Genomic DNA, 17,176 nt, shown 5'->3' with positions numbered 1-17,176 from the left:
CACAGGAGGGCCGCGCTTGTTCGTGTCCGGTGATCGGGTGGTCGGTGCCGTCGGCGATCTCGCACGCGCGGCGAACTGTGAGTTCGCGGTGTTGCGCGGAATCGACGCCGCTCTCGGCAATCTGCCCGGGGTTCCCGACACGACCGCCCCGCTGGTGCGCACGGTCGAACCGTCCGCCGAGCTGCTCGCGCACTTCGGTGACAGGCTCGTCCGGATCCCGTCGCCCGAGGTGGTCGGCGGGGACGCGGCTGCCCGGATCGCGGCGCTGACAGCCGCGGCGGAGCGCACCGCGCGAGCGCTGAGTTCCGGCGCCGAGGCGATCTACGGCGCGGTGTTCTTCGACGGTCGATTCGCCTGCGGTGCAGACCTTCTGGTCCGTGACTCCGCTGACGCGAGGTACACCGTGCACAGTGCTCTCGGCCAGGATTCGGTCGGAGTGCCGGGGGTGCTGCGCCGTAGTGAGACCGGAACGCCACCGGTGGCAGGGTTGCCCGAGGATTCCGCGGACGAGGAATTCAGCAGGTTCGTCGGGTCAGCGGCTGCGCCCGCTGACAGTCGGGTGCTGCGCCGCGAATTGGCCGCGGGTCGGACACCTTTCGAGCGGATCGCGGCATCGGTGCAGGCGGTCAAGGTCGATCCGGCTCGCGAATTGCTGGGTGCCCGCCTCGAAGCAGCCGCCTGCGCGCAGGCGCTCGCCGACGTCGGGGTGGGTGTCGATCCGGCGGCTTATCTCTGGACGGCCGATGGTGTGCGGCGCGAGGTGATCGATCAACTGGCGCCGGTGTATTCGGCGCGCCGCGCTCGGGTGGAACAGATCATCGAGGACAAGCTGGCGGAATTGCTGCCGGTCCAGTGGGGCGACCCGCGTTATCTGGCCTGCGGGCAGTGTCCCAGTTGCCGCGCCGCCGCGGCGAACGCGCGAGACCTGTTGCTGGTCGCGGGAATCCGACCCACCCAGCGGGCGAGGCTGCGCGAGGCGGGGGTGCTCACGATCGACCGCCTCGCCACCACCGACACCCCCGTCCCCGGCCTCGCCCCCCGCACGCTGGCGGCCCTGCGCAAACAAGCCGACATCCAACTCGTCCGCGAACGCACCGGCCACCCCGCCTTCACTCTGCGCGACGCCACCGCGCTCGGCGCCCTCCCGGCCCCACGCCCCGGCGATCTCGCCCTTGTCATCGACCTGGACCGGCACGGCACGATCACCGGTCTCGAACTCGCCGATGCCGCCACCATCGTCTTCCGGCCGGTCGTCGCCGGGGTGGAACAGCCGAACAGCGTCAGCTACCGCCCCGGCCCGCCTGTCGGTCCGACGGACACGAACGCGGTGGTCTTCGGCCCGGCCGGGGTCGAACCCGCGAACGCGGCAGGCTATCCCAGCGCCGATCCGTCGGAGGCGGACACCGTCTCGTTCGGGCGCATAGTCCTCGGCGACGACCGGGTAGACGCGCCCGTCGCCGATCCACGTCCGACCGGCGTCGATACGCCACCGCGCGGCCCCCTCGGTCTCGGCCATGCGAACGGCCCGTCGACGCAGGACGGAGGTGTGCTGGAGGAGTTGCTGGAGATCATCGCGGAGCATCGAGCGGCGGATCCGGATGTGCGTGTGTACCACTACGGTTCGGATATCCGGACGGCGCTGCTCGATTGGGCGGGTCAGCTCGGAACCGGCGCCGATCTCCTGGACGAGCTGTTGGCCGATCGAGCGCTGGTCGACCTGGCGCCGATCGTGCGCACCGCGCTGTTGATCGGTGAACAATCCTACGACGCAGCGGGACTGGCGGCATTGCTGCCGAATACGCCCGGGCGCGCGGCGACGGTGCTCGGTATCCGCGACTGGCTGCTCGATCGCGCGGTCGAAGCGGGAATCGCGGTGCCCGGCACTCGATTCGCCGTCACGGAATCCGATGTGCCGCCCTCGCTGCACCCGAGCTCGCTGGAGGCCGCGCTCAGTGAGTTCGCCGCCGACGCGCAAGGAGATTCGGCGCGCGCCGCCTCGTTGACGGCGGCGGTACTCGGCTATCACCGGCGGGAACGGCAGCCTCGCTGGTGGGCCCACATCGATCGGCTCGGCCATCCGGTCGGCGATTGGGCCGACGCGCCGGGCGTGCTCGTCGTCGAATGGGGCACCGTCGACACCAAATGGCATCGCACGCCACAGCTTCCGACGATGCGCCGCTACCTCACGCTCACCGGCAGGCTCGGCACGGGCGCCACCCTCACCCCTGGCACGCAGATGGTCACCATCTACGACGGCGCCGCCGCGGCGGGCATGACCCAAACGCTCGGCCGCCGCGCCACCGCCACCGCCACCGTGCTCGGGTGTGCCGTCGACCCGAATTTCGACGACACCGTCCGGCTGGAAGAACTGCTCCCGGCAGGCTGCCCGCCCTACGACGACCTCCCCGCCGCCATCGCCCCCGGCCCGCCCGACGGGGAGGCCGAGATCGAGGCCGCGCTGGAGTCCACCGCCCAGAACCTGCTGATGAGCCTGCCGTGTGTACCGGAGAACGCGGTCTACGATCTGCTGCTGCGCCGCGCGCCCCGGCTGCGCGACGGGATGGCGTTACCGCAGCCCCACGACGACCTCGGCGCCGTCCTGGCCCACGCGGTCGGTGCGCTGGACGCCTCGTACCTGGCCGTGCACGGCCCGCCCGGCACCGGCAAGACCGGGATCACCGGGCGGGCGCTCGAGCGGCTCGTCACCCGCCACAAGTGGCGGATCGGGGTGGTGGCGCAGTCGCACGCGGTGATCGAGCGGATCTTCGACGCGGTCGTCGAGGCGGGTCTGTTACCCGAGCTCGTGGCGAAGAAGGACGTCGCCTCGGTCGGCCTGGAATGGTCGGCGATCGATGCCACGCGGTATCCGCGGTTCCTCGACAATGCCGTCAACGGTTGCGTAATCGGCGGTACCACGGCGGATTTCGTCGACGACCGGCTGATCGCGCCCGGTGCGCTCGACCTGCTGGTGATCGCCGACGCCGGGGAATGCTCGCTGGCCGACACGGTCGCGGTGGCGGTGAGCGCGCGCAATCTGCTGTTGATCGGCGATCCGGTCCCGGCCAGGTCGCAAGCGAAGCATCCGGAGCCCGTGCAGGTCTCGGCCTTGGAGTGGCTGTGCGAAGGCGCGGCGACGCTGCCTGTCGAGCGTGGCTACTTTCTCGATCGCACCTGGCGCATGCACCCGGCGGTCTGCGAGCCCGTGTCGGCGAGTTGCTACGACGGGCGACTGCGCGCGGATGAGGCCGTCACGATGACGAGGGATCTGGTGGGGATCGCGCCCGGCGTGAGCACGGTGCTCGTCGAGCATCGTGGCAGCGCTACCGAATCCGATGCCGAGGCGCGTGAAGTGGTGCGGCGGGTTCGGATTCTGCTCGGTGAGACGTGGACCTCCGACGGGGGGACTCGCAAGCTCCACCCGCACGACATCTTCGTGGTGGCGCCCTATGCGGCGCAGGTTGCGCGGATTCGTACTCTGTTGGCTCGTGCCAAGATCGAAGATGTGCTCGTGGGGACGCCGGATCGGTTCCGGGGGCGGGAGGCCGCTGTGGTTCTGCTGTCGATGACCACGTCGACTCCCGCCGACGCGCCCTTCGGGATGCGGCCGTTGCTGTCGCGCACTGTTATTCATGCGACGTTGTGTCGGGCTATGTGGATGGCTGTTGTCATTCGGTCGCCGCTGCTTACCGAGTATTTGCCCGACACTGCTGAAGAGCTCGCGGATCTGGCGGGGTTTCTTCGGCTCGGGTAGCCGGCTGGACGCTGTCGCCGACGGCAGCGCGTTCCGAGAGGTTCAGACGCTTCGGAGTAGGCGGCGTAGCCATTCGACGGCGGTATCGGGTGTGGCGGGGGTGATGTCGATGTGGCGGCTGGCGTGGACGAGGTAGCGGCCGTCGCCGGTGAGGTCGATCCAGGACAGCACGCCTGTGGGCTCGGGGTCGCTGCCCGCCGCGACGAGGATCTGGCCGATGCCGCTGCGGGGGCGCTGGAGGAGTCGGCGGATGCGGGCGGCGTCGGAGGGGCCTGCTACGGGTGCGGTAACCAGGTCGCGGCTGTCTTCTTCGACGCGAGTCGCCGGGGCTGTGATGCGGGGGATGAGGCCGGGGGGCTGGGCCGGGAGGCGGGAGAATACCTGGGCGGCAAGACGTTTCGTGCTCCCTACCTGGACGTGCACCGAGCCGCCTCGGTCGGGCGCGGTGCCGGGGTCCTGCACCGCCAGCACCGCGACATCCGCGGTGACCGCGCCGAGCATCCGCACCGGCGCGGGCGCGTGGCCGCAGACCTCGACGCGGATCTCCGGTTTCGCCAGCACGCGCAAGGCGGCCGCGAGGTCGGCGTCGAGGGTGCGGGCGCACCAGGCATCGAGCGCGGGTTGCTGGGCGGCGCGCTCGACGGTGTCGCGCGCCGACGCACGCACGGCTAGCGGATAGGGAATCCGGTCGCCGTCCGTGCGTGCCCAGGTCAGCGCGAACTGGTCCGGGGTGAAGTGCCAGTTCACTCCCGCTCGGTCCACTCGCCGAGCACCGCGGGACTGGTCGGATCCAGCTTCCCGATCAGGGCGTTCACCTCGTCGGCGGGCTCGAGATAGGTCGGCTCCTCCTCGAGGAACCGCAGGAACTCGTCGTCCTCGTCCTCCGGCTCGTCCACCGGCTGGGCAGGCCGGGGCCCACCGGACGGCCGCGCCTGATCCGCGGCGGCGATCGCCCCACCCATCATGCCGCCGACGGCGCCCGCGCCCATGCCTGCCGCGGCCTCACCACCGGTCACCGTGGGTTCCTGGCGCCCATCGTTCCCGGCCGAGGCGTCGGCCACCTGACCGGTGGCCGAGGCGGTAGCGGTGTCCGCCGCTGGACGGGGTCGGCTGCTTGCTGACACTTTGCCTGGGAAAGCTGACGACGTTGCCGGAGTGATTGACGCCGGGGCAGTGCTCGCCTTCTTAGCGGAATCGGTCACCGGCCGACCCGGGCCGGCGACAGCGGCCGGTGTTGTCGTGGCGGTGGTGGTCGCCGGTGTCGTCCCGGGTGTCGAACCTGCCGGTGCTGTGGCATTGCCGCTGGTCGAGACCACGCCGTTGCTCGTCGATGTCGTGCCCGCGCTGCTGACAACCGGCGCGGATCCGGCGGGCGCCGTGGCGGCGATTGTTGCCGGGGCGGTCGTCGACGCGACGACACCGGGCATGGCGGCCTGCGGCATTCCGGCAGACGGCACGGTACCCGACGGTGCGACACCGGCAGCGGTAGTTCCTGTGTCCGTGGTGATTCCGGTGAACGCGGGCACCCCCGAGCCGGTCGGCAGGAACGCGCCGGCGTAGATCGTCTCCATCGCCTGCACCGCGTCGAGCCGGGCGTTCTCGGCCTCGCGGGTGAGCGTGGCGTTGGTGGCGGCCTGTTCGGAGTCGAGGAGCGCGGCAGCCGGATCGGGCTGCGCCCCGGCGGGTTCCGCGATGGCGGTGCGAATCGACTCGGCCGCGTCACCGGCCTGGCTGAGCCGGACACCGACCGCCGTCAGCACATCGGCGATGCGCCGACCCGTCTGCTCGAAGTCGCGCACGGCGTCCGAGGCCTGCTGGGCCGCGGCGCCGCGCCAGCCATCGGCGATGGCGGCCCGGATCTCACCGTGCGCGATCTCCACGCCGTCACCGAGGCCGGTGGCGGCGGTGAGGAAGGTCTGGGCGGCGCCCGCCAGCGCTGCCGGGTCGAGTTGTCTTACGGCACTGTGGATTTCACCATGAGAAAGGTTGTCGAAGACTTCGACGACCGACACGTAGTCCACGTCGGTGCGGCCCGAGATGCTACGCATCGCCACCACCGGGAACCTCGATCGCGGTCACCGCGCCCGCCAGCGCCTGATCGGCCTCGTGGAAGCTTGCCCCGGCGGCGCGGAACACGCCGGCCAGCTCGCGTGCGGCGCTCGCGTAGGCGCGCAGTTCGTCGAGCGCCTCGGTTGTCTTGGTCTCGAAGCCCGTGCGCAAGGCGCCGCCCGAGGCGAGTCCGCCGAAACCCGGAATGACCGCGGCTCGGCTGAGAACCAGCACCTGGGCTTCGACTTCTTCGGCCAGTCGTTCATAGCGCAGAGCGCACCGTTCGGGCGCGCCGTCGGCGACGAGTACCCCGTCGATCCACAGCCCACCCTCGTCGACGGCTTGGCCGAGAGCCGCCGTATTCGGCAGCCCCGTTCGGTTCGGTTGCACCGGTTCCCCCTTCGTCGTTCATCGCACCGCGGTGAGTACCCACTCCGCGATATCGGCCGCCACGCGGTGCTGCACCGGTTCGTGCAACAGGTCATGTCCGGCGTCGGCGTACTCGCGCAAATCTACCGATCGGTGCCGTGCTGTCCATAGCCGGATTACATCGATGGGCGCGCGCCGATCGTCCACCCCGTGTACCGCCAGAATCGCGAGGCCGGGATCCGGGACGGCGTCGGCGACCCGGCGCGGGGTGCCGCACAGGACGAGTCCGGCCAGCTCAGAAGGGCTTTCGCGCGCGAGGTTCAGCGCGGTCATCGCGCCGAGGGAGTGGCCCATCAACACCGGTGCGTCCCGATGATCGGCGCGAGCGAGCGCGAGAAACTCCCGCGCGTCGGCGGTCAGCTCGTCGACGGTGCCCGGCGCGTCGGGATCGCCTTCGCTCAGTCCCTGTCCCGAGGTGTCCAGTGTCCACAGCTCGATCCCGGCGGGACGCAAGGCCGCGGCGAAGCGGTGGTAGTGCCCGCTGTGCTGACCGGTGCCCGGCAACAGCGCCAGCCTCGCCGCGGGGTGGTCGATGGACCAACACCGGCAGTGAAGCCGTCCACGCTCGCTGTCGAAATAGGGCACCCGTCGATTATCGCCGCTGTGCCCACTCAATTGTTCTGGGGGACAGGACCGGAGGCGAAACTCGGTGATCGGAACGGCCTGTGACGGGGGCTGCCCAAGGTGGCCCCGCAGCCGTTAGACTTCGCGCGTCGAACTGGGTCAACAGAGTCGAGGGTTGCAGATGTTGTCGTTCCGCCGTTGCGTCGTCCGTGTGGTGGTCGGCGCGGCTGTCGTGACCAGCGCCTCGCTCGGCACCGGCGCCATCGCGGGCGCCGCGCCGCAGTCGTCGTGCGGACAGGCTCGCCAGGACGTCGCGATCAGGTCCAGTGTGCCGCTGCTCGACTGGTCGGAGAACTTCGGCATCGACGCCCAGGGTGACCTGTGGGTTTCGCGGGTCATGCGCGGCGAGGTGCAGCGCTACGACCGCGACGGGCGACTGACCGCCACCGTCGCCGTGCCGTCGCCCGGCGCGGTCCGGCTCGGTCCCGACGGACTGCTGTACGTGGTCACCGGCAATTCGCCGCTGGCCGGTTCGGGCGGCATCGTCCGCTTCGACCCGGCGGCCGCGCGTCCGAACCCCGTCGCGTTCGCGATCGGGTTCCCCCAGCCGAACGGCGCCGCGTTCGACGCCGACGGCAACCTCTACGTGACAACCGGCAACGGCCTGCACCGCTTGCGCCCTGACGGCAGCGAGGACATGGACTGGTGGTCGGCTGTCAGCATCGATGGTCCCAATGGTGTTGCGGTCTCGGGTGACTCGGTCTACGTCACCGCGAACTTCGTCGGTAGCGCGGGCCCGGTCGGTCGGGTACTGCGACTCTCACGGAGCAACCCGGGCGAGCCGAGCACCGTCGCCGATCTGACCTCGTTCGGCACGTTGCCCGATTTCGTCGACGACCTGGTCGTGCGCGACGGTGTCCTGTATGTCACGACGCTGGCCGGTCATCTCGTCCGGGTGAACCCGAGCACCGGCACCGCCTGCACTGTTGTCTCCACCCAACCGCTCACCGCGGTTGTCGCCGACCCCGCCGACCCGTCCGCGCTGCTCGCCGGTTCCGAAGAAGGCACCGTCCTGCGGATCCGTCCGATCGGCTGATTCGACCCGGTCGGCTCAGCCGCCGACGTTGGTCGCCGCGGGCGGGGCAGGGGGAGCGGGCGCCGGGGCAGGCTGGGGCGTTTCGGCCGGAGCCGGAGCCGGAGCGGGTGTCTGGGCGGCAGGGGCCTTCGATGTCGGGGTGCCCGAAGAGGATTCGCCCGAGCGAGGGCTGACGGCCTGGGGTTCGGGGGCGGGAGCCGTCGCGGGGGCCTCGGGGACCGCTACCGGCAGATCGGGCACGACGAAGGTGCCGACGGTCGGGGTCATCACGCAGCGAGCGCCCGCGTAGTCGATGGTTCCCCACATGGAGGCCACCACCGTACCCGCGCCGCTGTGCACCGTCTTCGACAGCGACGGCAGCTTGAACTCGGTCTGGTCGTCGAGGCCGACGATGCCGCTCTGACCGGTGTTGACATTGACCCAGGCGACGCTCAGGCCCGATGCCAGCGGAACACCGGAGTGGCGCGGGCTCGCGCTGAAGCGGATATCGCCCGGTGCCAGGCTCGTCTCGGTGCGCGGACCGGGTCCTTCGAACGACGCCGCGGCGATGATCGTGGTGATCGGACCGTTGCTGCCGCAGCCGAAGGTGGGGGCCGCGTAGGTGAAGGGGGTGAACTGCGTCGAGATCTCCCGCAGGGCGTCCTCGCCGACGATGCCGGTGAAGCTGGCGATGGCGCCGACCCCGGCCTTCGTCGTGGCGTCCTCGCCCGCGAGGTGAGTGAGGTTGCTGATCGCGTCCTCGGTGGGCGTCGCGGCCGCGCTCGGGGCCAGCAGTGCCAGTGCGCCGATGCTCGCCGCAGTGACCGCCGCTGCTCTCCCTGCGATGGATCTGCCGTTCACCCGTGACTCCTCGGTGGATGCTCGTCGCCGGATAGTCCGGCTCGTCTGGCAACGTACCAGGTCGTCACTGGGGTCGCCGAGCCGCCGAGGAGTCCGGTGAGCGCCGCTGGGACCGTCATCGCGTGTGATGTAGTCGACACCGAGGATTACCGAAGGGTAGGTTTCTCTTCGACGGCTACGAGTGACTGGGAGACCCGTATGAAGTTAGCCCTGTCCCCTGAAGAGGTCGCCTTCCGCGACGAGCTCCGGCGTTTCTACACGACCGAGATCCCGGCCGACATCCGTGACCGGGTGAAACACGGCGAGGATCTGTCCCGCGAAGACATCGTCACCGCGAACAAGATCCTCAACGACAACGGTTTGTGCGTGCCGAACTGGCCGGTGGCCTGGGGCGGCAAGGACTGGACGCCGATGCAGCGCCACATCTGGCTCGACGAGATGCAGCTGGCCTCGGTGCCGGAACCGCTCACGTTCAACGCCTCGATGGTCGGCCCGGTGATCGCGCAGTTCGGCTCCGAGGAACTCAAGCAGCGCTTCCTGCCGCCCACCGCCGCGCTCGACATCTGGTGGTGCCAGGGCTTTTCCGAGCCCGACGCGGGCTCGGACCTCGCCTCGCTGCGCACCACCGCGGTGCGCGACGGCGACTCCTACATCGTGAACGGCCAGAAGATCTGGACCACGCTCGGCCAGTTCGCCGACTGGATCTTCTGTCTCGTGCGCACCGACCCGAACGCGCCGAAGAAGCAGGCGGGAATCTCCTTCCTGCTCTTCGATGTGAAGTCGCCCGGTGTCACCATGCGCCCGATCAAGCTGATCGATGGCAGCTACGAGGTCAACGAGGTGTTCTTCGAGAACGTCCGGGTGCCCGCCGATCAGCTCGTCGGCGAGGAGAACCAGGGCTGGACCTACGCCAAGTACCTGCTCGGCAACGAACGCACCTCCATCACCGGCGTCGGCAAGACCAAGGTGAAGCTCGGCCTCGCGAAGGACTATGCCCGTGCGACCAGGACCGGGCGCGGCACGCTGCTCGACGACCCGGTGTTCGCGGCGCGGGTGGCCGAGCTGGAAAACGAACTGCTCGCCCTGGAACTGACCCAGCTGCGGGTGGTCTCCAACTCGGTCGAGGGCAAGCCGAATCCGGCGTCCTCGGTGCTGAAGCTCAAGGGCACGGAGTTGCAGCAGGCCGCCACCGAACTGCTCCTCGACATCGCAGGCGCCGACGCGCTGGCGGTCGACGCCGACAACATCGCCTCGCCCGCGTGGGCCCAGCACACCGGCCCCGGCTACCTGAACTACCGCAAGGTGACCATCTACGGAGGCTCGAGCGAGGTCCAGCGCTCGATCATTTCCTCCACGATCCTCGGATTGTGAGGCACTGACATGGAACTCGCACTGACCGACGAACAGACGATGCTGCGCGACACCGTGCGCGAGCTGCTGCACCGGTTCTACGACGGCGAGGCGCTGGCCAAGGCCGGCGACACCGACCCCGGCTGGAACCGCACGGTCTGGAAGCAGCTCGCCGACCTCGGCGTGCTCGGACTGACCATTCCCGAGGAAGACGGCGGCGTCGGCGCAGGCCCGGTCGAGGCGATGCTGGTGCAGGAGGAACTCGGTCGCGCGCTGGCTCCGGAGCCGGTGCTCGACGCGGTGGTGATCCCGGCCGAACTGCTGCGGCTGGCAGGCAGCGCCGAGCAGCGTCAACGCCTGCTGCCCGCGCTGGCCGAGGGAACCACCCTGCTCGCCTTCGCCCACACCGAGCCCGGCATCCGGTGGCCGTCGACCGAACTCACCACCGCCGCGGTAGCCGCGGGCGACGGGTACGCGCTGACCGGCGTGAAGAACCCGGTGCTGCGCGGTGATGTCGCCGACGAGTTGATCGTCAGCGCGATCCTGCCGGACGGCGGGACCGGACTGTTCCTGGTCGACCCGAACCAGGATGGCGTGCAACGACGCTCGTACCGCACCTTCGACGGCCGCCGCGCCGCGCAGTTCGACCTCGCCGACGCGAAGGGCGAGCTGCTCGGCGGCAACGTCGACGCGGCCGAACAGATCGCGCTGACCCAGGGTTACGCGCAGGCGGCGCTGTGCGCGGAATCGGTCGGGGCGATGGAGGTCGCGCTCACGCTGACCACCGAATACCTCAAGACCCGCAAGCAGTTCGGGGTCACGCTGTCGAAGTTCCAGGTGCTCACCCAGCGGGCCGCGGACTGCTACGTCTCGCTGGAACTGGCTCGCAGCATGAGCTTGTACGCGACGGCCGCGCTGGCCGACGGCGGCAACGATCCGGCGGTCGCGTCACGGGCGCGGTTGCAGGTGGGCAAGTCGGCCGAGCACATCGGCCAGGAGGCGATCCAGATGCACGGCGGCATCGGCGTCACCGCCGAGTATCCGGTGAGCCACTACGTCGCCCGGTTGACCGCGATCGGGCAGACGCTCGGTGGGGCACTGGAACATCGGCGGGAGCTGGCCGATCGGATCGGCGACTACGACCTGGTCGAGCTGTAGTTCTTTCGACGATGGTGCGTGCCCGAATCGGGTGCGCACCATCGTCATGTCAGCTCTCGGCGGTGGTGGGGGCCGGGGTGTCGGTGGTCGTCGACGCCTCGGTGGTGGTTGCCGGGGTCGGAGTGGCGCCGGTGTCGGCCGGGACGAGCGGGGTCGGAGTCGCGTGGTCGAAGGCGTGGGTCGGCGGATAGTCCTCGGCCGCTTCGTCATCGCCGACGCGGGGCGGGGTGACGGTGCGGGTCGGATTCGGCCGGGTGGGGATCTGCGGCCGGGTCGTCGTCGGCTCGTCCTCGGTGGTCTCCGGCGGACGGGTCGAGGCCTCGGCCGGTCGGGATTCGGTAGTCGCCTCGCCCGGGCGGGGCTCGGGAGCGGGTCCGCCCTCGGTCGGAGTCTCCGACGGTGAGGTCTCGGTGGAGCTGAGGCTGAACGGTTTACGCGGCGACATGTACGGCGCGATCCGCCAGCTGGGCGAGGGTGGGATCGAGATGTGCACCGTCGTCGAGGTCGGCTCGTCGGCCACCCGTGCGGGAGCGGCGGCCAGATCCGCGCTCAACGGCGGCGCGGGCACGTAGACATCCTGTTGTCCGACACCGCACGCACCGATGATGATCAGTCCGAGCGACACCGCGCCAACAGCGACTGCCGGACCTACCAACTTGGCCCTGCTGTTATCCATCGCCTGTTACTCCTCGTCGGCTTCGAGATCGCCTCACAGTAGTGCAGGTCGGGCCGAAGAGCGCATTTTAAACGCTAGTGGTCCAGATATCGGATTGATGAATTCGGCGTGTCGCGGGGACGTGTCGCGCACATTCGACGTCGCCGGGTCGTAGCGTGTGTGAGCAAAGTTACGCATGAGACGCCCGGACCGAAACCCCTGACGCGCGAAGTTTGCGCGACGCAAGTATCTGATCGGCGTCATCGAGGAGAATCTCATGGGAGCACTCTCGACACCCCGGCTGGAAACCGCGGCGGCGAACACTGATTCGGCCACCGTCGGACCTCTGTCGGCGACACCGCCCGGCAACCGCACCTTGGCGGTGGGCGCGCGGATCATGGGCTGGTTGTTCTTCGTCGGCGGTCTCGTCGGTGCCGGCCTCGGTATCGCGGGCCTGCAGGTGGAGATCACCGTCGCCGGGCTGATCCTGGCCTGCACGGCTGGACTCATCCTATTGAAGCTGCGCACCGATCGGGACGCGCGCGAAACAACCTGAGACACCTCATAATTCGAATGCGTTCTCGTGTGTGACGGCTTACCGTCGGTAGGGTGCGCATCGACATCACCGCTGACGCTGCCCGGTTCATGGCCGAGGTGGAGCCGTTCCTGCGGTGTGACCCGCTGCGACACACGGTGATCGCGAGTACCCTCGCCAACCTGATCTCGGGCAGATCAGGTTCGATGGTGACTGAATTTCTGAGTGTCCGCGACCACGGGGGCGCGGTCGTCGGTCTCGCGCAGAGCACGAACGGCGCCGTCTACCTCGGTGAGATGCCCCCGCACAGCATGTCGGCCGTCGTCGACGCGTTCGCGGGGCGCGACATCGCGGTGCGCAGCGTCGAGGGCGAGCGGGTCGGCGCCGCTGCCTTCGCGGAACACTGGTCGACGACCACCAGCGGTACCTACCGCGAGACGTACACGACCCGCCTGTTCCGCCTCGGTACCCCGTACGCGCCAGAGGCTCCCGGCGCACCTCGCCTGGCCACCGTCGACGATCTGGCCGTGTGCCTCGCGCTGATCGAGGGTTTCCGGGTGGAAGCCGATGCGCCACACCGACTCGACGAGACGGCGGTGCGCAGGCGCATCGAGGCCGGAACAACGTGGTTGTGGGAGCACGACGGCACACCGGTCACGCTGGTCGCCCGGCAGGCGGCGGTCCTCGGCTGGGCCAGGATCGGCCCGGTCTACACCCCGCCTCGATACCGGGGCAACGGGTTCGCGAGCGCGTTGACCGCCACCGTCGCGAGCCGGATTCGCGCGGAGGGCGCCGATGCCTGCCTGTTCACCGATCTGGCCAATCCCACTTCGAACAAGATCTACCAGCGCATCGGCTTCGAGCCGGTGCGCGACTTCGTGCACTACGCGTTGACCGCCTAGACCAGCGGGGCGGAGTGCCACCAGGCGAGCACCTGCGCCTCGTCGGCGATGAAGCCGCGGCTGTACATGAGCATGGTGTCGCGGCCGGAGTCGCCGTCGAAGCGGGTGACCATGCGCGGTGACTTCGGCTGGCTGTCGTCCAGCACGAAGTTCGTGTAGGTGTGGCCGGTGTGCGTCGTGGGACGCGCATCGTTGGCGGGCAGGCCCGCGATCGCTTGCGCGGCTTCGCTCGCGGAGGGGTAAAGGAAGAATTCGTAGCTGGCCTTGTTGCCGCCGCCGAAGCAATGCCACATGACCGACCAGTCGCCCATATCCGCGTCGTCGGCATCGCGGCTGGCGGTCGCACGGTCGTAGGCGAAGCAGCCCGCGTTGCCCAGACCCGAACCGGCATGCACGAGGTTGCTCGCCGAAGTGGAGGGCAGCATGCGGGGGAACTCGTCGCTGAGCTTCGCCGCGTTGGCGCCGATGACCTGGCGGTCGCTGGTCGGCGGTGGAGTCGACGTCAGGCGCTGGGGCGCGGAGGTGGTCGGGTATGCGGAAGACGGTGCGACCGCCGAGGTTTCGAGACCGGGTGGGCCTGATGCGGCGGCCTCACCGTCATCGCCCAATGCCTTCATGAGGATCCAGCCGAGGAAGACGATGCCGGCGATGATCGCCAGCCAGCCGATCGGCGAGCCCTCCCAGCGTGACTTCCGTTTCTTGCCGAGGTAGTCCTCGGCGACCGATGAGCGCTCGCCCGCCCGCCTGGAACTCCCGGCGTCGCGGGGACGCTGAGCGAGGGCATTCGGCGCGCCCGCAGGGTACGGAGACGACCCGCCGGGCCACGACGGGGGCTGTGCGAGCCACGGCTGACCCGTGCCCGGCGCGGAGTTCGCTCCCCACTGTGGGTAACCCGCGGGACGGTCGCTCGTGGCCCACGGCTGATCGGGGCCGGTGGTGCTCGGCCACGCCTGTCCACCAGGCGAATTCGGATCGCTGTGCCCGGCGATCGGGTAACCGGCGCCCGGGGTGAAGGGCGAATTCGGCGGATAGGTCCTCGTCGCGGGCGAGCCGTGAACCTGCTGCGGAGCAGCGTGACCGGCCAATGCCCGCTGTGCGGCAGCGGCGAATTCGGCGCAGGTGGCGAAGCGTTCCTCGGGGCGCTTGGCCATGCCTCGGGCGATGACCGCGTCCAGTGCGGGGGTGATGCCCGATCGGAGGGCGCTAGCTCGGGGCGGGGGTTGCTGGAGATGGCCTTGGATCACCGCGACCGGATTGGTGGCATCGAAGGGGGTGGTTCCGGTGAGGAGCCGGAAGAGCGTGCAGGCCAGGGAGTACTGGTCGGCTCGGCCGTCGAGGGTGATGCCGGAGAGTTGTTCGGGGGAGGCGAAAGCCAGTGTGGCCGTGAAGGTGCCGGTTTGGGTGAGTTTGGCGGCGCTGTCGTCGTGCAGGCGGGCGATGCCGAAATCGGTGAGGTAGACGCGTTCGGTGCTGTCGACCGGTTCGATCAGGATGTTGGCGGGTTTCACGTCGCGGTGCAGCACACCTCGGCTGTGCGCGAAGTCCAGTGCCGCCGCGGTTTCGGCGACGATGCGGACCGCGCGGGCCGGGTCGACGGGCGAGGGCAGCGACGACGCGTCGGACCCGTCGATGTAGCGCATCGAGATCCACAGCTGATCGTTCTCGACGCCACGGTCGTACACGGTGACGATATTCGGGTGCTCGAGCTGCGCCACGAGATCGGCCTCGCGTTCGAATCTGGCCCTGATCTCGTTGTCGAAGAACAGCTCCCGGTTGAGCAGCTTCATCGCGGTGCGCCGTGGCAGCCGCGGGTGGCGCGCCAGATACACCGAGCCCATCCCGCCGCGGCCCAGCAGTCGTTCGATCGTATAGCCGGCGAAAACGCCGCCCTCGTCGTGCGTCGACATCAGTTCAGCGGGGCCGAACGCCACCAACGCAGCACCTCGTCGGCCGTGCCGTAGCCGTCGGTGTACATCAGGAACTGGGCGCGATCGGGCTCGCCGGTGAACTGCGTGATGATCTTGTTCCCGTTGTCGGTGTACTTGTAGTTGGCGTACTGCTTGCCGCCGTTGCTGTCGGTGGACTTGGTGTTGGCCGGTAGACCGTCGAGCACCGACTTGACGTCGGCGGCCGAGTCGAACGCGTAGATCCGGTAGAACGGGTCGTCACTGTCGCCGCCGCCGAAGCAACTCCACAGATGGACCCAGGCGCCGAAATCGGGTTCGCCTTCCGCGGGTGAGGGCGGATTGCTGTTGTCGGTCTCCCAGCAGGTGGCGCCGTTGTACCCGGTGGAATCGTCGACCGTGGCGGGTACGATCCGGCCGAATTCGGCGCTGATGGCCTCGGCGCTCGGGGTGATGTGGTTGGCCGCCGATGTCGTCGTCGTGCGGTCGCTGCCCGCGTCGTCGCCGCTGGCCGCGATGCCGATGCCGATCAGCAGCACGATCACCAGGATCACCGCGACGATGATGCCGATGATCAGCCCGGTGTTCGACTTCTGCGGCGGTCGCGAGCCCTGCGGATACTGGGTGAAATTACCGGCCTGCGGCCGCGGCGCGGACTGGTACTGCGGACGCGATCGCTGGCTGTAGGGATTCTGCGGAGCACCGGTCGGCGACTGGTTCATCGGCCGCTGGGTGCCCATCGGAGCGCTGGTCATCGGGCCTTGTGCGGTGCCCATCTGTCCGCCGGTCATCGGGCCTTGGGCTGTGCCGATCTGTCCGCCGGTCATGGGGCCGTGTGCGGTGCCCATTTGCCCGCCGGTTATCGGACCCTGCGTGGCAACGGGATACGGCAGACCGGTCTGGGGAATCGCGCCCCCCGTCGTGGGTCGCCCGGCGATCGGGTGTGCCCCACCGGTACCCGGACGTCCACCGACGATCGGTATCGCGGGCGCGCTCGGACTGTTCAGCGCCTCGATCGCGGCCTCGGCGAAGTCCGAACAGGAGTCGAAACGGTCATCGGGCCGCTTGGCCATCGCCTTGGCGAGCACGCCGTCCAGCGCATAGGAGAGCCCGGGCCGCACATTGCTCAACGTCGGCGGCGGTTGCTGGAGGTGACCCTGGATCACCGCGGCCGGGTTGGTCGCCGCGAACGGCCCCGAGCCGGTGAACAGCCAGAACAGCGCGCAGGCAAGGGAATACTGGTCGGAACGGTGATCGAGCGCGGCGCCGGTGAGCTGCTCGGGCGAGGCGTAGGCGAGCGTCGCGGTGAAGGTGCCCGTCTGGGTGAGATTGCCGGTGTCGTCGCGCAATCGGGCGATGCCGAAGTCGGTGAGGTAGACCCGTTCGCCACGGCCCGCGCCCGAGCGGGCGAGCAGGATGTTGGCCGGTTTCACGTCGCGGTGCAGCACGCCCATGCCGTGCGCGTAGTCCAGCGCGTCGGCGGTTTCCTTCACGATCTGTAGCGCGCGGGCGGGCGGCAGCGTCTGCGGATCCACCGAGGCCGCGTCGACGCCGTCGATGAACTGCATGGAGATCCACAGCTGTTCGTCGTCGTGCCCGCGGTCGTAGACGGTGACGATGTTCGGATGATCTAGGCGCGACACGAGATCGGCTTCCCGCTCGAATCGCGCCCGCACCTCGGCGTCGAAGAACATCTCGCGGTTGAGCAGCTTCAGCGCCGTCATCCGTGGCAGGCGAGGGTGCTTGGCTAGGTAGACCGAACCCATGCCACCGCGACCGAGCTGCCGTTCGATGACGTAGCCGGCGAAAACATCTCCGTTGGCCAGCATGTCTGCTCCACTTCCCGCCGCGCGCCGGGACCCACCAGCGCACGCGCGTACAGCATAAAAGCCGCGGCCGGGGTTGCCCGCCACGGGAAAATCAACGAAACCTTATCAGTCGGC

General features: G+C 69.4%; 14 protein-coding genes. 6 read left to right on the top strand and 8 right to left on the bottom strand.

All coding sequences use genetic code 11. The features are described from left to right. Window positions 1-22: 22 nt before the first annotated feature. A complete protein-coding gene (locus OHS03_RS22645) occupies window positions 23-3,751 on the top strand; it encodes a bifunctional RecB family nuclease/DEAD/DEAH box helicase (protein ID WP_328656849.1) in 3,729 nt (1,242 codons plus the stop codon). 42 nt (window positions 3,752-3,793) lie between these two features. Here the strand turns inward: OHS03_RS22645 and OHS03_RS22640 are convergent, their stop codons facing one another. From OHS03_RS22640 to OHS03_RS22625, 4 genes are read right to left on the bottom strand one after another with little or no spacing between them, the layout of a single operon-like run. Continuing rightward, entirely contained in the window at window positions 3,794-4,513 is a 720-nt protein-coding gene (locus tag OHS03_RS22640) for an ESX secretion-associated protein EspG (protein WP_328656847.1), read from the bottom strand. Beyond that, on the bottom strand, window positions 4,495-5,799 hold the full coding sequence (locus tag OHS03_RS22635) for a WXG100 family type VII secretion target (protein ID WP_328656845.1): 1,305 nt from the start codon (window positions 5,797-5,799) through the stop codon (window positions 4,495-4,497). Before OHS03_RS22635 ends, OHS03_RS22640 begins: the two co-directional genes overlap by 19 nt. Then, window positions 5,792-6,190, bottom strand: coding sequence for a hypothetical protein (locus OHS03_RS22630; protein ID WP_252366997.1), 399 nt, complete (start codon window positions 6,188-6,190; stop codon window positions 5,792-5,794). The genes OHS03_RS22635 and OHS03_RS22630 overlap by 8 nt, the downstream gene beginning before the upstream one ends. 18 nt (window positions 6,191-6,208) lie before the next feature. Next, window positions 6,209-6,814, bottom strand: coding sequence for an alpha/beta hydrolase (locus OHS03_RS22625; protein ID WP_328656844.1), 606 nt, complete (start codon window positions 6,812-6,814; stop codon window positions 6,209-6,211). A gap of 160 nt (window positions 6,815-6,974) precedes the next feature. On the opposite strand from OHS03_RS22625, the gene OHS03_RS22620 reads away from it, so the two are divergent. Continuing rightward, complete coding sequence (locus tag OHS03_RS22620; RefSeq protein WP_328656842.1) at window positions 6,975-7,889, top strand: SMP-30/gluconolactonase/LRE family protein; 915 nt, start codon at window positions 6,975-6,977, stop codon at window positions 7,887-7,889. 15 nt (window positions 7,890-7,904) lie between these two features. Here OHS03_RS22620 and OHS03_RS22615 read toward each other — a convergent pair whose 3' ends face one another. Further along, window positions 7,905-8,729 (bottom strand): hypothetical protein, encoded by an 825-nt coding sequence (locus OHS03_RS22615; protein WP_328656840.1) that lies wholly within the window; start codon window positions 8,727-8,729, stop codon window positions 7,905-7,907. A 198-nt stretch (window positions 8,730-8,927) separates the two neighbouring features. Between OHS03_RS22615 and OHS03_RS22610 the strand changes: the two genes are divergently transcribed. Both OHS03_RS22610 and OHS03_RS22605 read left to right on the top strand, forming a co-directional pair. After that, window positions 8,928-10,100: an acyl-CoA dehydrogenase family protein gene (locus tag OHS03_RS22610; RefSeq protein ID WP_063005442.1), complete on the top strand. Its 1,173-nt coding sequence runs from the start codon at window positions 8,928-8,930 to the stop codon at window positions 10,098-10,100. A 9-nt stretch (window positions 10,101-10,109) separates the two neighbouring features. Further along, window positions 10,110-11,237 carry an acyl-CoA dehydrogenase family protein gene (locus OHS03_RS22605; protein ID WP_328656838.1) on the top strand — a complete coding sequence of 376 codons (1,128 nt, stop codon included), beginning with the start codon at window positions 10,110-10,112 and terminating at the stop codon, window positions 11,235-11,237. A gap of 49 nt (window positions 11,238-11,286) precedes the next feature. Here OHS03_RS22605 and OHS03_RS22600 read toward each other — a convergent pair whose 3' ends face one another. Next, the gene (locus tag OHS03_RS22600; protein WP_328656836.1) at window positions 11,287-11,913 is read right to left on the bottom strand and encodes a hypothetical protein; all 627 of its coding nucleotides are present in this window, start codon (window positions 11,911-11,913) and stop codon (window positions 11,287-11,289) included. Between the two features lie 256 nt (window positions 11,914-12,169). Between OHS03_RS22600 and OHS03_RS22595 the strand changes: the two genes are divergently transcribed. Both OHS03_RS22595 and OHS03_RS22590 read left to right on the top strand, forming a co-directional pair. Then, window positions 12,170-12,448: a hypothetical protein gene (locus tag OHS03_RS22595; RefSeq protein WP_082844106.1), complete on the top strand. Its 279-nt coding sequence runs from the start codon at window positions 12,170-12,172 to the stop codon at window positions 12,446-12,448. A gap of 53 nt (window positions 12,449-12,501) precedes the next feature. Beyond that, the gene (locus tag OHS03_RS22590; RefSeq protein WP_328656834.1) at window positions 12,502-13,329 is read left to right on the top strand and encodes a GNAT family N-acetyltransferase; all 828 of its coding nucleotides are present in this window, start codon (window positions 12,502-12,504) and stop codon (window positions 13,327-13,329) included. Here the strand turns inward: OHS03_RS22590 and OHS03_RS22585 are convergent. Both OHS03_RS22585 and OHS03_RS22580 read right to left on the bottom strand, forming a co-directional pair. Further along, on the bottom strand, window positions 13,326-15,260 hold the full coding sequence (locus OHS03_RS22585) for a protein kinase domain-containing protein (RefSeq protein WP_407942404.1): 1,935 nt from the start codon (window positions 15,258-15,260) through the stop codon (window positions 13,326-13,328). The genes OHS03_RS22590 and OHS03_RS22585 overlap by 4 nt on opposite strands. Further along, complete coding sequence (locus tag OHS03_RS22580; protein ID WP_328656832.1) at window positions 15,236-17,062, bottom strand: serine/threonine-protein kinase; 1,827 nt, start codon at window positions 17,060-17,062, stop codon at window positions 15,236-15,238. Before OHS03_RS22580 ends, OHS03_RS22585 begins: the two co-directional genes overlap by 25 nt. Window positions 17,063-17,176 lie beyond the last annotated feature (114 nt).

Origin of the sequence: Nocardia salmonicida (assembly GCF_036142455.1) — a bacterium.
In the GTDB taxonomy this organism is placed as follows: domain Bacteria; phylum Actinomycetota; class Actinomycetes; order Mycobacteriales; family Mycobacteriaceae; genus Nocardia; species Nocardia salmonicida.
Note: the sequence above shows the minus strand (reverse complement) of the source record. Positions and strands in the feature narration are given on the sequence as shown.